Annotated in this window: 13 protein-coding genes; 3 read left to right on the top strand and 10 right to left on the bottom strand. The window is 57.6% G+C overall.

Annotation, left to right across the window (positions count from 1 at the left end):
- Positions 1-78 precede the first annotated feature (78 nt).
- The 8 genes from AC4LFW_RS11545 to hemA all read right to left on the bottom strand — a co-directional run bounded on the left by AC4LFW_RS11545 (position 79) and on the right by hemA (position 8,246).
- Positions 79-765 carry an RES family NAD+ phosphorylase gene (locus tag AC4LFW_RS11545; RefSeq protein ID WP_128118929.1) on the bottom strand — a complete coding sequence of 229 codons (687 nt, stop codon included), beginning with the start codon at positions 763-765 and terminating at the stop codon, positions 79-81.
- Positions 765-1,169 (bottom strand): hypothetical protein, encoded by a 405-nt coding sequence (locus AC4LFW_RS11540; protein WP_128118930.1) that lies wholly within the window; start codon positions 1,167-1,169, stop codon positions 765-767. The genes AC4LFW_RS11545 and AC4LFW_RS11540 overlap by 1 nt, the downstream gene beginning before the upstream one ends.
- 169 nt (positions 1,170-1,338) lie before the next feature.
- Complete coding sequence (locus tag AC4LFW_RS11535) at positions 1,339-2,280, bottom strand: LysR family transcriptional regulator (RefSeq protein ID WP_168425188.1); 942 nt, start codon at positions 2,278-2,280, stop codon at positions 1,339-1,341.
- Between the two features lie 18 nt (positions 2,281-2,298).
- Positions 2,299-3,504 (bottom strand): MFS transporter, encoded by a 1,206-nt coding sequence (locus AC4LFW_RS11530; protein ID WP_128118931.1) that lies wholly within the window; start codon positions 3,502-3,504, stop codon positions 2,299-2,301.
- A gap of 62 nt (positions 3,505-3,566) precedes the next feature.
- On the bottom strand, positions 3,567-5,420 hold the full coding sequence (gene asnB, locus AC4LFW_RS11525) for an asparagine synthase (glutamine-hydrolyzing) (protein WP_128118932.1): 1,854 nt from the start codon (positions 5,418-5,420) through the stop codon (positions 3,567-3,569).
- 23 nt (positions 5,421-5,443) lie between these two features.
- A complete protein-coding gene (locus AC4LFW_RS11520) occupies positions 5,444-6,514 on the bottom strand; it encodes a Gfo/Idh/MocA family oxidoreductase (RefSeq protein ID WP_128118933.1) in 1,071 nt (356 codons plus the stop codon).
- A complete protein-coding gene (locus AC4LFW_RS11515) occupies positions 6,514-7,014 on the bottom strand; it encodes a GNAT family N-acetyltransferase (protein ID WP_128118934.1) in 501 nt (166 codons plus the stop codon). Before AC4LFW_RS11515 ends, AC4LFW_RS11520 begins: the two co-directional genes overlap by 1 nt.
- Positions 7,014-8,246, bottom strand: a complete 1,233-nt coding sequence (gene hemA, locus AC4LFW_RS11510) for a 5-aminolevulinate synthase (RefSeq protein ID WP_128118935.1) — start codon at positions 8,244-8,246, stop codon at positions 7,014-7,016. The genes AC4LFW_RS11515 and hemA overlap by 1 nt, the downstream gene beginning before the upstream one ends.
- Positions 8,247-8,387: 141 nt before the next feature.
- Here hemA and AC4LFW_RS11505 point away from each other — a divergent pair, with 141 nt between their 5' ends.
- Complete coding sequence (locus AC4LFW_RS11505) at positions 8,388-9,266, top strand: helix-turn-helix transcriptional regulator (RefSeq protein WP_128118936.1); 879 nt, start codon at positions 8,388-8,390, stop codon at positions 9,264-9,266.
- A gap of 288 nt (positions 9,267-9,554) precedes the next feature.
- On the opposite strand, the gene AC4LFW_RS11500 is transcribed toward AC4LFW_RS11505, so the two are convergent.
- On the bottom strand, positions 9,555-10,235 hold the full coding sequence (locus AC4LFW_RS11500) for a heavy metal response regulator transcription factor (protein ID WP_128118937.1): 681 nt from the start codon (positions 10,233-10,235) through the stop codon (positions 9,555-9,557).
- Positions 10,236-10,676: 441 nt separating this feature from the next.
- Here AC4LFW_RS11500 and AC4LFW_RS11495 point away from each other — a divergent pair, with 441 nt between their 5' ends.
- Positions 10,677-10,883 carry a co-regulatory protein PtrA N-terminal domain-containing protein gene (locus AC4LFW_RS11495; RefSeq protein WP_128118938.1) on the top strand — a complete coding sequence of 69 codons (207 nt, stop codon included), beginning with the start codon at positions 10,677-10,679 and terminating at the stop codon, positions 10,881-10,883.
- Between the two features lie 523 nt (positions 10,884-11,406).
- Here AC4LFW_RS11495 and AC4LFW_RS11490 read toward each other — a convergent pair.
- Positions 11,407-12,084, bottom strand: a complete 678-nt coding sequence (locus AC4LFW_RS11490; protein WP_168425187.1) for a DUF305 domain-containing protein — start codon at positions 12,082-12,084, stop codon at positions 11,407-11,409.
- Between the two features lie 367 nt (positions 12,085-12,451).
- Here AC4LFW_RS11490 and AC4LFW_RS11485 point away from each other — a divergent pair, with 367 nt between their 5' ends.
- The gene (locus AC4LFW_RS11485) at positions 12,452-14,368 is read left to right on the top strand and encodes a copper resistance system multicopper oxidase (RefSeq protein WP_491819203.1); all 1,917 of its coding nucleotides are present in this window, start codon (positions 12,452-12,454) and stop codon (positions 14,366-14,368) included.
- Positions 14,369-14,376: the final 8 nt, after the last annotated feature.

Here is a 14,376-nt window from a genome sequence, read left to right as displayed (position 1 = left end):
ACCGGAGGGAAGGACGGGCCTGAAGCTGGCTTGGAATTACCGGTGCGCCAGCTCATCGACCTTTGCGTGCAGGTGAAGCTAGACCGCGCTAACGGCGCTAACACTGGAGATGCGACCGTTCCAGATCATCTCGTAATGAGCAGTTTGGATAATCGAGACCACAGGTTTTGGGGTCATGAGCGCCCAACAATCGTCGCCCGACTTGCGGACGGAGCGATAACGCAAGCCTGGATTGCCGGCTTCTTTCACCATTCTGCCTAATCGATGGCCGTGCGCATAATCGTCCGGATCGTAGATTGGATCGCTCATTGGAACTGTGGTCGCATCCAATATCCCGACCTCGTCGAACAGGCACGACAGTCCGCGGAAGACGAATCGCTCGTAGCTCAGCCCATCCACGTTCGACCAGTACCGGTCCTGGTGATGCCGCACTTCGGCAAGCGCCGTGTCCATTGTGCCTGCCAAGTACAGCACCCCATAACGACCATCGCTGAAGCGCGACCCTGCTGGGTTCACGTGGGTAAACGGGGCTGTAGCGTAGGAGCAGCCTGGGATACCAAAGGGAATCTCAGCGCGTGGTATCAACTCCAGGCGTCCGGTCTCATTCTGCAGCCTCGGGTTCGTTAATGCCTGCAACTGGTATAGCGTTTCGAATTCGTTGGCGTCCGCCACATCATCGAAGAGGGCAATAGGCGGAAACTTCGAGTTTACTAGCCGGTAGGCTTGCAGCTGGATAGTTGACCGCTCCGGTAGCTGGCCCGGCACTACCACTGTGCGCCTCGTAGGCTATCGATACGCCGAAACGACTCGTACAACGAGATCATGTCTCCTTGCGACATGACCTCCAGCGGAGCACGTCCATTGAAGAATTCGTTGTGGTTGGCCATCGAGGGGAAGCCATACACGTTTTCCGGATTATCGAAAACCAGTCGCAGCGCAGCGTGCATGTTGAGAATGAAGCTGACACGTTGCATCTGGTCCGCATCCAGGCTCACCGACCACGTGTTGTCACGCAACTTGGCCCTGGCGTGCGTGCTGCGAGAGATCCGCAGGATGCGGCAGGCTTGATCGGTGGTCGCTTGCCATTTCTCGAGGACGTTGACCGCCGCCCGCAGTCCGGTCGCGCATTGGTCCTTTGTAAACGCCTGTGCTTGGAGAATCGCTGTCATGGCTGACATAACCTGATTTGTGTCTATGGATGCAAATCTAGCACGTTCTGTATCTGTAGACAAAAATAGGCTTGTTGCATACTGCCTTGCATCAAGGGCAACTGGTGGACGCGTTGTCTGCCTGTATCGCTCGTTCATCTTGCTTCCTTCCGATTCGATTCCATCCACGTCATGGTCGGTTCTCCCGGCTATGTATCAACGGCACCTCAAGCGGATCGTGGTTTTCGAGATTGTCAGGACGGGTGACGCGACTGATGAAGCGCGCGAGTTGCTCCGACGGCTCGACATCACGCCGCACTAGGAAGGTGGTTAGCAAGGTGGGGTTTCCGGCAAGCGGCCGGGTGACCACGTCGGGGTTACTGAGCTCGGTGATTCGCGCCAAGCTGGAAAAACCCAGGCCGTATCCGGCCGCCACCAGCGCCATCATCAGGTCAAGCGTTGGCACGCGCTCTGCGATGATCAGCCTCGTTTCGATAGGTTTGAGCACGGCTTGGAGCTGTTGCCAGAACCCTTCGCACACCCGTGGATCGCAGAGGACTAGCGGATGGCGTGTCACTTCTTCGAGCGGGATCTTGCGGTGTGCCAGGAGTTGATGGCGTGCAGGGAGCGTAACGACTAGTGAGTCGAACCACACCGGTACCGCTAATAGGCCTTCGGTCTGACTCATGGTTTGGGCAAAGCCGACGTCGAACAGGTCCTCCTGAAGGCCTTTCGCCTGCGCTGATGAGGACACCTCGGAAAGGCATATTTCCACATCCGGATCCTCCTCCCTGCACTGGGCGAGTAGGGCGGCCAGCCTCGACTGGGGCACGCCATCCGAGAGGGCGACGCGCAACCGTCCCCGATAGCCGGCCGCTGCCCCCTGAACGCTGGCCCTGGCCTGATCGACTACTGCGAAGATGCGCTGCGCCTCCTCCAGCAGAACCGTGCCTGCCCAGGTGAGGCGCGTGCGACGTGTCGTGCGCTCGAACAGCTGCACGCCCAGCCTGTATTCCAAGTCCTTGATGATTCTTGACAGGGGTGACTGCTCGATATGCAAGCGTGCTGCCGCCCGCGCGAAATGCAATTCTTCTGCAACCGCTACGAAACAGCGAAGATGGCGAAGCTCCAAGGCCGTGCTCCTTATCGCTCAATGGTTGGGTTCAGGTTGGGTGTTGTCGTGCCAGCTCGGTTGGCGCCGCAAATTGATGATCTGAAGCAGGGCACCGACCAACGCCACCGCACCGGCACTAGCGGCAAGGGTCCAAGTGGGCATCTGCAACAGCAGGACGAAACCTCCTGCCGCCGCACCGATGGCGCTGCCCAGATAAAGCGCTGATTCGTTTAGGGCGATCGCGAGATTACCATCGCCCTGCGAGTGTCTAGCCAGGATCAATTCGTTGTTCTGCGGAACCTGCAAGGCCCAGCCGACAGCTCCCCATAAGGCGATGGGCAGCACGACCAACCAAACATTGAGCGCGGCGGTAAAGGGCAGCAAGAACAGAGACGTCGCTAGGATCGTCATGATCGCAAAAACGAGAACCGGCCCCCTTACACGATCCACGACCGGGCCTATGAAAAAGCTACCTAGTACACCGCCGATGCCCCAGACCCAGAGATAGGGGGTCACCGAACGGACTGCGCCATAGGTCGGATCAGCGAGCAGAGGCGCGATAAAGGTGTACATCCCAAGGCTCGCAATTGCCGCCAGAAGAGAAACGAGCAGGATCGTCACGACATGTCCGTCGGTGAGAATTGCGAGCTTTTGGCGCAACGAACTCGCAGGGGCTGCCGGTAAGGCGGGTAGCATGAGCGATAGGCCTGCAAAGGCCAGCAGACCCAGCAGCGTGACCAACCAGAGTGCAGCCTGCCAACCCGTCTGGTCGGCGATCATCAGGCTGAGCGGGACGCCCAACACGACGCCGCTCGCCATGCCCCCCATGATGATCGCGATCGATTTACCGCGTCGCTCTACGGTCGAAAGCGCCGCAGACGCACCTATGCCCATGGCGAGATACACACCTGCACCGATTCCGGCTATGGCACGCCAGATCATCAATGCGTTGAACTCGGTTGCCATGGCGCTTGCCGCATTGGCGATCACGAACAGGCCCAGCGCAATCAAAAGCCCTGTGCGCTGCCGATCGGGTGGCGTCAGCGCCACGAAAATTGGCGATCCAAGACCGTAGGCTAGCGTAAAGGCTGTTACGAGCTGTGCGGCCACAGCTACCGAAACCGAGAACGACGCTTCGATCATGGGAATCAGGCCGGCGGTGACATAGGAGGCCATACCGAGCGCGAACGCGCCCAGGGCTATGAGATAGATGGGAAGTTGGTTCGGGGTGGTGGTGCTCATATCAGTGGCGCTCCACTAGATGTTAGATGCAACGCGGCCCCTGGGGAGCCGCGTCGGATGGGCTAGAGGTCGAGGTGGACGTCTTGCTCAACGAGCCAGGTATTGAGACCCACGGCCAGCTCCATGCCCATGCGGTCGTACATCGCCGATGTCTGGCCGATGGGTCTGTCGAGGGCGTGCTTCACGCGAGCGGTGTCGAGCAGTTGGCGGACCGGGGCGTCGGCGCTGGTCATGATTTCGGCCAGTGACGTGCGCAGTCCTTGCTCGTAAGCCGGATCCTGCGTGGACGGATAGGGGCTCTTGATGCGATCCGAGATCGACTCCGGCAGAAGATCGCGGGTCGCTGCCCGCAGCACGCTCTTCTCACGTCCGTCGAACGCCTTCATTGCCCAGGGGATATTGAAGGCGTACTCGACCAGGCGGTGATCACAGAACGGAACGCGGACCTCCAGGCCAACGGCCATGCTCATCCGGTCCTTGCGATCCAGCAGCGTCTGGACGAAGCGGGTGAGGTTCAGGTAGCTCATCTGGCGCATTCGCCGCTCCACCTGGTTTTCCGTGGAGAGGATGGGTGTCTCGGCGATCGCCTCGCTGTAGCTGTCGCGCAGAAAGCCAGGCATATCCAGTTGGCGAAGCAGGCCGGAGTCGAATAGTGTCTTGCCGTCGAAGTATTTGCCCGTAACCGATGTCAGCCATGGGAAGGTATCGGCGTTTATTGCTGCCGGGTCGTGGAACCAGCGGTAGCCGCCGAAAACCTCGTCGGCGCTTTCGCCAGACAGGGCGACCGTCGAGTGTTTGCGGACCTCCTGGAACAGTCGATAAAGCGAAGGCCACATGTCACCCCAATAGGCAGGCGGCAGATCAAGCGCGTGTATGACCTGGCTGCGCAGCGTTGGATCAACCAGTTCGCGGCTGTCGAGAACGATCTCGTTATGGCTGGAATGTATCCGTTCAACCAGGTTGCGAACGAAGGGGGCGTCGGGTGTGCCGCGCACGGCATCGCTGGTGAAGCCGCTCCCGTGATCGAGGAAGTCGACCGAGAAGGATCGAATGTTGTCCTTGCCGGAATCGAGCAGCTTCTTGGAGGCCAAGGCGGTAATGATCGACGAGTCGAGGCCACCCGACAGCAGGCTGCATAATGGAACGTCGGAGACAATTTGGCGCTCGACAATATCCTCCAGCAGATCGCGGGTATGGCTGACGGTCTGCTCCAGGGAGTGTGGATGCTCTCGTGCTTCGAGCTGCCAGTAACGTCGGCGGGTCAGACCCTGACGATCAATCCTTACCACTTCACCCGGCAGCACCTCGTTCATCCCGTCGAAGATGGCATGACCAGGCGTCTTCACCATCTCGAGAATTTCACGTAGCCCGTCCGCTCGTACCTTGCGGGGGACGAGTCGGTTAGCCAGCAGCGCCTTGGGCTCGGAGCCGAAGATCACACCGTCCGCCGTCCGGTAGTAATACAGTGGCTTGACGCCCATGCGGTCGCGCACGAGCAGCAGGCGCTGGCTGCGCATATCCCACACTGCGAATGCGAACATGCCGTTCAGGTGCTCGACGAAGCTTTCGCCCCACTCGAGATACGCGCGCAGGACGACTTCGGTATCGCTGCGACTTTCGAACCGATGCCCCCTTATCTTTAGCTCCGCTCGAAGCTCCCGAAAGTTGTACACCTCTCCACTATAGGTAATGGCAGCGGCCTCTCGGCCATCGTCCAGCCGGGCCAGCATCGGCTGCTTGCCTCCGTCGATATCGATGATCGACAGCCGCCTGTGTCCGAGGCCGACCGGTCCATCCACCCAGACACCAGCGGCATCCGGGCCCCGCAACCTCATGGTGTCCGTCATGCGCTGCAGCGTGTCTCGTTGCGTCTGCATGTTGAGGCTGTAGGACAGCCATCCTGCGATTCCACACATAATCTTTCTCCTGATGATTTCTGTCAGCCGAGGGCTTCCAGGTCGCTGTCCTCGGCCAGCAAGGCGCGGGTCTCGCCATGGTTGTAGTGAGCCGACGGCGGAGTGAGCGCTTGATGTTCGAGCTCGTTGAGCAACCCTTGGAGCGTGAAGGCCGTCTCGAGGCTGGCGAACGCTTGGCTGGGCGGTCGCTGGTGCATGGCCCACTGCAATACGTCGAGGCATAGTTGAGAAAGCTTGTGCAGCGTCTCCAGGCCGGGGCGGCTGGGCGAAATCGCCAATTCGTGCAGGATGAGCTCCGTCCCATCCGTGTCTCGCATCCAGATTCGCAGGTGATCGTGATCCCATTGCGGGGTGTCGAAGACCAGTCGAGCGTGTATCAACAGGTCGTCTCGATCGACGAAGGAAAAGTCCAGCGTGCGCTGCCGAACAATGTTGACGAAGCTGCTGTAGCCGCTGACAGGCGCATCACCTAGCGTTGCGGTCAGCTGTAGCGTGTCGAGTACGGCATTGCCCGAAATGGAGAAGTCGGACCGAATACCCAGCACGCCACCCAGGCACAACGGACCTGCCGCCGGGCAGATCCAGCTCAACAGATCCAATGCATGGATGGCCTCACTGGTCACACCGCAGGTGGGGCGATAGTCGTTGATGCGGTCTTTGCCCCAATGAAAGCTGGCCCGTACCAGTTGCCAATCATGTCGCGCGACCCACTCACGCAGCGCGCGGCTCGCGTCCGAGTACCGCTCGACCAAATTAAGGGCGAACCCGCTGACATTGGCGAGGGAGGCGTGCACATTCGCCAGATCATCAGTGGGCGTCGTCAGGGGTTTCTCACAAATGACAAAGCCTCGAAACCCAGCCAACTCTTCTAGAACGGCGGCGTGATTGATGTCGTTCACACTGACAATAACGATGTCAGGCATGAAGTCTTGTAGGGCGCCGTCGATACGGTCGAAATATCGCAACGTCGTCTGCTTTGGTCGACGACCGACGTAAGCGAGCGAAACCGGAATTGCGCAGGTAGTCCCAACGTGCTCGAAAGCACGCTGGAAGCGTCGGCCTGCATAGCCGAGCCCAATGATCAGGATCTTCATCACAGCACCTCCTGATGGATCAGCAGGCGTTCGGCGCTTGGCTGGAAGCCCAGAGATTCGTAGAGGCGGGTTGCGCTATCCGTGGTTTGCAGTGCCACTGTGGAAACTTCGCGATTGGCAAACCAACGCAACAGGCTCTGCATGAGTTGTCCGGCGACACCCATCGCTCGCCATTGAGGCGCGATGACGACCGACTGAACCCAGCCCGAACGGCCGTTCGGATTAGCAGCGGTGGGAGCCCTCAGATCGATGATGCCGGTCGCACAACCGATCACTTGCCCCGATTCGCGGTGCTCGGCGGCAAGTACCTTTAGATTGTCATTTGATTGAAGCGTGGTGGTTAGCCAACTACGGTAGGCGGCACGCCATCTTGCTGAGTCCTCCGGTGTCCGGCTCGAGTAGCTGGCAGAGGTGTGGTCGAGCAGATAGGCGCGCAATTCGGTCAAGACCGCTATGTCCGTGTCCGTGGCACTTCGAATGACAAATAACGGCTCGCTCATTACGCCACCTCCGTTGCAAACGCGCACGGGGCCAGCGGTATGGCGAAATGCTCGAAGGTCTCGCGCAGCGAGGCGACGAGGTGCTCGATCTGTTCATGGCTATGATTCGGCGTGGCGTTGACCCGGAAGCGCTCAGTGCCAATAGGAACCGATGGATAGTTGATCGGCTGCAGGTACACGCCATGGACGTGCAGCAGGCGCTGCGCAGCGGCCTTGCAGCGCTCGGCTTCGCCTACGAGAACGGGTAGCACATGGGTCTGCGAGCAGGACATGACAGGGATGTCATGCTGCTTCAGCCGACCGCGCAGCAAAGCCGTATTGCTTTGCAGTCGATCACGCTCGTCGTTGCTTGCTTTGAGGTGTTCGACGCTCGCCAAGCAGCCGGCCGTGATGGCAGGGGGCAGTGAAGTGGTGAAGATGAAACCGGTTGCGAAAGAACGAACTGCGTCGATGATGACTCGGGTCGATGCGATGTAGCCCCCGATAACGCCGATCGCCTTGGCCATCGTGCCCTGGATGATATCAATCTGCTGGGCAAGCCCCAGCTCGGCAGCGATGCCGGCGCCCCGTGGCCCATACATGCCAACGGCATGCACTTCATCGATATAGGTCAGGGCGTTGAACCGCTTGGCGACCTCGACGATTTCCGCGATGGGTGCGATATCGCCGTCCATTGAGTAAATGGACTCGAACACGACGAGCTTCGGTTGGCCGAGCGGGTAGCTCGACAGAATTTCCTCAAGGTGCCCGACGTCGTTATGGCGGAACACTTTGCGCTCGTTGGACGTTGCACGGATACCGTTGACGATCGAGGCGTGGTTCAGCGCGTCGCTGATGACGACGCAATCGGGGATCTGTCGCAACAGGCATTGAAGGGTTGCGTCGTTTGAGCCGAATCCGGTCGGAAACACCAGCGCGGCTTCCTTGCCATGCCAGTCAGCCAGGCTGGTCTCCAATTGCCCATACAGCTCGTGGGAGCCACCTATGTTGCGCGAGCCTCCCGACCCGGCACCGTACGTTTCCAAAGCCAGGTGCATCTGTTCGCGCACCGCCGGGTGCTGGGACATGCCGAGATAGTCATTGCTGCACCAGACGACGACAGGTCCCTGCTGTCGTCCATCGAGTTTCGCCAGCGGATACTGGCCACAGATCCGACTCACGGTGGTGAATGTGCGGTATTGGTTGGAGGACTTCAGCAACTCCAGCTGTTCGCTAAGTAATGATTGGTACATCCGTATAACTCCTGAACGATCGAGTCGCCTCGGTCCGAGCTAGGGCTCGGCGCGGACCTTTGGGACGAGGAGGAGGTATTCTTAGTACCGCTTCGATGGGGATACAATTTGACTGTTTATGCTATTACTGGAGGTAACCGGATGAGTGCACCTCGCAGCTTCGAGCGAAACCGAGCAGAGCTGGCCGATTTTCTGCGCAGTCGTCGCGAGCGGATCACCCCGCAGGAAGTCGGACTACCGGCGGGCGCGCGCCGACGCACTCCGGGCCTACGGCGAGAGGAAGTGGCGGCGCTGGCTGGAGTCGGTTTGTCTTGGTACACATGGTTGGAGCAGGGGCGGGAGATCGGTGTTTCGGCCTCATTCCTTGAAAAGCTGTCCAAAACGTTAAAGCTGGATGCGACCGAGCGGCGCTATCTGTTCCTTCTGGCTCACCAGCGACTCCCACCGGAGCCGGGCAAGACTTGGTGTGCCGTGCCGCCGCTAGTGCACCGCCTGATGGCGGACTTGCCGTTACGTCCGGCTTATGTCCTGAATCTGCGCTGGGACGTGTTGGCCTGGAACGCGGCGGCCGACAAGGTGTTCGGCTTCTCGAGCTTTCCGGTCGAGCGCCGCAACCTGCTCTGGCTGTTATTCACCGCACCGTCGATGCGCGCATTGCTCGACCCTTGGGAGGGCCAGGCGTTACAGATCCTGTCGAGCTTCCGACGGGATTTCGTCAGGGCGCCGCTGGATCCTGAGATCGGGGCGCTGGTCAAGGAGTTGGAAAAGGTGGATACCGACTTCAGAACATGGTGGCGGCAGCAGGACATCCATGGACCCTGCCAGGGCATACGGCACTTCAACGTGGCCGACGTCGGTCCCGTTGTGTTTGATCACACCTCGCTGACAATTGATGTCGATCGAGACCTGCGCCTGGTCTACTACGCCGCCAGGCAAGAGCAGGCGCAAAGCAGGCTTTTCGAACATTGGCTCAGTGCCGAGACCGAACAGGCCAACGTGGATGCTCAGTCTCTCAACTGATGGCGAGGCCTCGTTAGCGGCCAAGCTGCCAGAACACATGGCCGCTCTGGACCTCCGTCGTCACAGGTTGCACAAAAAGAATCATGTAACGACTTAGGGGCGGAGTATTATCCAGAGCTGGCACCCTGACATCAGAGGTGATCCCGGAGCATGCAAGGTGGGTCAACTGCACAATGACATGGTCAAGTGCATAGCGCTCTCGTAGTAAAGTCATCGCCCGGCCAGGTAGCTCTAGCGGATCTGCACCTGGCGAAGCGATGCGTTCCGTCCAGCTCGCCGCGCCTGTCTTCATGGCTCCGGCGCGTCAATCAGATAGCCCATTCCGCGAGCGGTCTGTATCAGCTTGGGCTCGAACTCGTCGTCAATTTTTGCCCTCAGCCGCCGGACGGCGACCTCAATCACATTGGTATCGCTGTCGAAATTCATGTCCCATACCTGGGATGCGATGAGTGATTTGGAGAGGACCTCCCCGCGGCGCCTCAACAATAGCTCAAGAAGGGCGAACTCTTTGGCGGTTAGGTCTATGCGTTTCCCTGAACGCACAACCCGACGCTTCAAAAGGTCCACCTCTAAGTCGAGGAGTTTGAGAACTGTTTGGTTGGGGGCATGGTTGCCACGACGAAGCAACGTGCGAATCCTGGCTAGCAATTCGGAGAACGCAAACGGCTTGATCAGATAATCATCGGCACCCAGCTCCAACCCCTTAACTCGATCCTGAACTCCGTCTCTGGCCGTCAGAAAGAGCACGGGGACGTCACTGCCAGCAGCGCGGACTTTCTGTAGAACCTGCCAGCCATCTAGTCCAGGCATCATTACATCCAGGATCAGCAAGTCGTAGGCTTCACTAAGCGCATGCTGAGCAGCATCCGTCCCGTTCATAACCCGGTCGACAGTAAAGCCCGCTTCGGTGAGTCCCTGTTGTAGGTAAATGCCAGTTTTTGGCTCGTCTTCGGCGACAAGAAGCTTCATCAATAATCCTCTGTCTGAAACAGGGAGCAGTTTGCCGGCTGCCAAAGGGGGCGGCTAGCACCTTACAAAAACGTAACGTTCGCGTCAGCGATCTGACAGCGAGCTACGTTAGCATCAAGAAAGTTATGAAGTTTCCGTTCAGGTTCATTACCTGGTATTTCTGGCTGACCATGCTCCTTTGGCCTATCGGCGCCTTCACGGCGCCATTTTTTTTGGCCGGAGGTTGGCAGAAGCAGTTCTGCTGCCTGACACGATAAACGTCTCACTTGGGTAAGTGCGCTTTTAAATCGTTACTACTTGGACTTCATCGCTGACAAAACTGTAATTTCGCCATCAGCAATCTGACAGGAACGTTCGGTTAGCTTAGACACAAGCCCAGCCGATGGCTCTGCTAATAAAGCTGCGTTGGGTATTCGATGTCTTTCTATGAGGTTGCAAGCAATGAAACTTTTAAGATCCCTATCTGTACTGCTCGTTATCGCAGCAAGCTCGTCCTATGCAATGGCAGAGGGTGGTGGCGACCGTACCTTTGCTCGCATGGAGCAGGCTCGCCAAGAGGCGCTCGCGAGTTATCAGGCTGACCAGAAGGGCAAGGCTCAAGCGGTTGCGTCCAAGGCTGTTTTACAAGAAAAGCACCATAAGTGCTGAAGAGGCAGCGCGTTGAATGGTGGCAATTCGAGGTTGTTGTAGCCGCCACGGTGCTGGTAATCGCAAGGTTATGTAAGAACGTACAGTACCGGTATTCAGTTACGTTAAAACTTGTCTTGTTCGCCTCGCTCATAGGAATGCATAGCAAACGACTCAGGTTAATCTGAAGTAGCCAGGCATTTCTGGCTACTTTCGCCCTCGCTGATTTTTAAGAAGCGGAATCGATCCAACAATGTGGGACTGGGTAGGAGCGAGTGGGAACAATCGGTTTCGTCGGGCGTATCCCTTTCAGTCATGAACAATTCCTTTGCGGCTTTGTTTGCGCTAGCCGGCCTATTTGGTGCCGACGAAGCCCGTCTGCTCTATCGAAAAACTAGGCGGGTGTAGTCGGGGTACTCACCAAATCAGAAACGCTTCTTCAGAGTCTATTTAATGAGCCAGCCGACTAGCGATAGTCTTTTTAACGCAGACTATGCCGGCTCGCTCAATTGAATTACGGCGCTAAGCAGTCAGGACATCCTGATCATCTTCTGGTGATCGGATTATATGGTTGGTAGTCACAAACGTTGAATCGCTCGCACAACTGCGCGCGCATATCATTGATTTGCCTCGTCTGAGTTTGAACGATGCCCTCGCAATAATGCTTGAGCTCTTCATGTTTCAGATCGAACTTGACCCGGCACTCCTGGCTCGGGCCTAGAGCCAAATAATGATGATTGCTGAAGTTTGCCAGAAAAGCCCTATCGAATTGCGCTCCGGGGCTTTCGTACGTAAGCGCTTGGATCGCCCGCTGCCCTGCAGGTGTTACTTGCGGTACATGAGCCACACCGTACCACTCGAGCAGGAATCGTTGAGCCTTCGCTATTTCCTCACGCTGCGAACGGTTTGCCATACGAGCCATTGATTTTATTTCTTCAGCGCTCGCTTTAGCCGGTGTAGCTGCGGTACTAGGGGTGGGGGCGGTTCCTTCCCTTGGATTATTGACCTGCGGATCCCGCTGTACATCTGTTCCGGCAGCTAGTTCGGTCATTCTCAGTGCAGAAAAATGATGGTCGATAATGAATTTCAAATAGGACTGTTCGAAAGGTGCCGTCCTTCCGTTTCCCGGTCCAGCCGCTTGTGTGGGAGCCGAGATAAGAGCACCGGTGAGCAATGCGGTAGCTCCTAAAAAGCCAACACGGCGCAATGAGTAACTAGCCATGGTATTAATTCCTGTAGGGATGTAACGCCGAAGTGATCCTCTGCTCATTTTTTCGCAAAACAGACGCAACGAGCATTGATGCAATCGATTGCTTTTCAGAAATTAAGTTCCTCTTTCGCAATGGGCATTGCTCAGCTCGGTTTCGAGGACCGGAATCCCCTTGTCACATAGGTAAACCAGGTGTCGCTAACAGCGTCTAAGCTTACAGAAATGTAATCGTCGCTTTGCCAGAGATATGCCATCTTTCTGTTTACTAGGTGGGTCGTTTTCTTCGACAGACCGTAAACGAGTAAGCCCAACAAACGCTGTCCACAATCGTTTGCACGATCGTTGTCAGTTTGGCTCCTTAGCTTGATTGGATGCACGCATGCAACATAAAACCTCAAGGCGAACCTTCGTTAAAGGCCTGACAGCCGCTGGCATCATTGGTGGTCTTGGCTTGTGGAGGGCTCCAGTTTGGGCAGTGAGCAGCCCCGGCCAGCCCAGCGTCTTAACCGGCACAGAGTTCGATCTGCTCATTGGCGAGACGCCGGTCAACATCACCGGGGCGGCCCGGACGGCGATGACCATCAACGGGACCATCCCAGGCCCGATTCTACGTTGGCGTGAAGGCGATACCGTCACGCTACGCGTGAGAAACAGGCTGAGCGAAGATACGTCGATTCACTGGCATGGCCTGATATTGCCAGCCAACATGGACGGCGTACCGGGGCTGAGCTTCCAGGGCATTGCGCCCGACGGCATGTACGAATACAAGTTCAAGGTTAAACAGAACGGTACTTATTGGTACCACAGTCATTCGGGACTGCAGGAGCAGGTTGGCGTCTACGGCCCATTGGTCATCGATGCCAAGGAGCCGGAGCCGTTTAGCTATGACCGCGACTATGTCGTGATGCTGACCGATTGGACCGACGAGGATCCCGGTCGTGTTCTATCCAAGCTCAAGAAACAGTCGGATTACTACAACTTCAACAAGCGCACAGTCGGCGACTTCATTAACGACGTAAGCGAGGACGGCTGGGCGGCCACCATCGCGAACCGGAAAATGTGGGCGCAGATGAAGATGAGTCCGACCGACCTCGCGGACGTCAGCGGCTATACGTACACCTACCTAATGAACGGTCAGGCGCCCAACGGGAACTGGACCGGCCTATTCAAGCCAGGCGAAAAGCTTCGACTGCGCTTCATCAACGGTTCGGCCATGAGTTATTTCGATGTCCGCATTCCGGGGCTGAAGATGACAGTGGTCGCAGCGGACGGGCAGTACGTTAAACCAGTCAGCGTCGATGAATTCCGCATTGCCGTCGCCGAAACCTACGATGTGATCGTCGAGCCTGCCACCGAGGAGGCGTACACGATCTTCGCTCAATCCATGGACCGCACTGGCTATGCCCGTGGCACGTTAGCCGTCGCCGCAGGGTTAAGCGCTCCTGTTCCAGAAACCGATCCCCGCCCGCTGATTAGCATGGCTGACATGGGGATGGATCACGGCAGCATGGGTGGCATGGGTGGCATGGACCACGGAGGCGGCACGCAGGGCAGTATGGTCGCGATGGACCATAGCGGTATGGCTGGTATGGATCACGGCGGCGGCACGCAGGGCGGTATGGCCGCGATGGACCATAGCAGCATGTCCGGCATGGACCACAGCAACATGTCCGGCATGGATAGCGGCATGCAGGGGATGGACCATGCCATGGGCAACTCGGGCGATATGGCTGGAATGGATCACTCAGGGATGTCCGGCATGAGCGGAGGCATGCAATCACACCCGGCGTCAGAGACAGATAACCCGCTGGTCGACATGCAGACCATGACTCCTGCACCCAAGCTGAACGATCCAGGTATTGGTTTGCGTGACAACGGTCGTCGCGTGTTGACCTATGCAGACCTCAAAAGCACATTCCCCGATCCGGATGGGCGAGAGCCCAGCCGAACAATCGAATTACATCTCACCGGACACATGGAGAAATTCTCCTGGTCATTCGACGGCATCGAATTCTCTGATGCTGAGCCGCTACGTCTCAAGTATGGCGAGCGGGTTCGCATCACGTTGGTCAACGACACCATGATGACCCATCCCATTCATCTCCACGGCATGTGGAGTGATCTAGAGGACGAAGATGGAAAGTTCATGGTCCGCAAACACACCATCGACATGCCACCAGGTACGAAGCGCAGCTATCGCGTAACCGCTGATGCGCTTGGCCGCTGGGCCTACCACTGCCACCTACTGCTGCACATGGAAATGGGTATGTTCCGCGAAGTTCGAGTGGATGAGTAAAAGGAAAT

The organism is Stutzerimonas sp. C6.4V (assembly GCF_058536345.1).
Note: the sequence above shows the minus strand (reverse complement) of the source record. Positions and strands in the feature narration are given on the sequence as shown.

What these genes read in the sequence shown, in the direction of transcription:
- AC4LFW_RS11500 (WP_128118937.1), bottom strand. Translation starts at nt 10,235, where the DNA reads ATGAAGCTTCTTGTCGCCGAAGACGAGCCAAAAACTGGCATTTACCTA.
- AC4LFW_RS11515 (WP_128118934.1), bottom strand. Translation starts at nt 7,014, where the DNA reads ATGAGCGAGCCGTTATTTGTCATTCGAAGTGCCACGGACACGGACATA.
- AC4LFW_RS11540 (WP_128118930.1), bottom strand. Translation starts at nt 1,169, where the DNA reads ATGACAGCGATTCTCCAAGCACAGGCGTTTACAAAGGACCAATGCGCG.
- AC4LFW_RS11530 (WP_128118931.1), bottom strand. Translation starts at nt 3,504, where the DNA reads ATGAGCACCACCACCCCGAACCAACTTCCCATCTATCTCATAGCCCTG.
- AC4LFW_RS11490 (WP_168425187.1), bottom strand. Translation starts at nt 12,084, where the DNA reads ATGGCTAGTTACTCATTGCGCCGTGTTGGCTTTTTAGGAGCTACCGCA.
- AC4LFW_RS11505 (WP_128118936.1), top strand. Translation starts at nt 8,388, where the DNA reads ATGAGTGCACCTCGCAGCTTCGAGCGAAACCGAGCAGAGCTGGCCGAT.
- AC4LFW_RS11520 (WP_128118933.1), bottom strand. Translation starts at nt 6,514, where the DNA reads ATGAAGATCCTGATCATTGGGCTCGGCTATGCAGGCCGACGCTTCCAG.
- AC4LFW_RS11495 (WP_128118938.1), top strand. Translation starts at nt 10,677, where the DNA reads ATGAAACTTTTAAGATCCCTATCTGTACTGCTCGTTATCGCAGCAAGC.
- asnB (WP_128118932.1), bottom strand. Translation starts at nt 5,420, where the DNA reads ATGTGTGGAATCGCAGGATGGCTGTCCTACAGCCTCAACATGCAGACG.
- hemA (WP_128118935.1), bottom strand. Translation starts at nt 8,246, where the DNA reads ATGTACCAATCATTACTTAGCGAACAGCTGGAGTTGCTGAAGTCCTCC.
- AC4LFW_RS11485 (WP_491819203.1), top strand. Translation starts at nt 12,452, where the DNA reads ATGCAACATAAAACCTCAAGGCGAACCTTCGTTAAAGGCCTGACAGCC.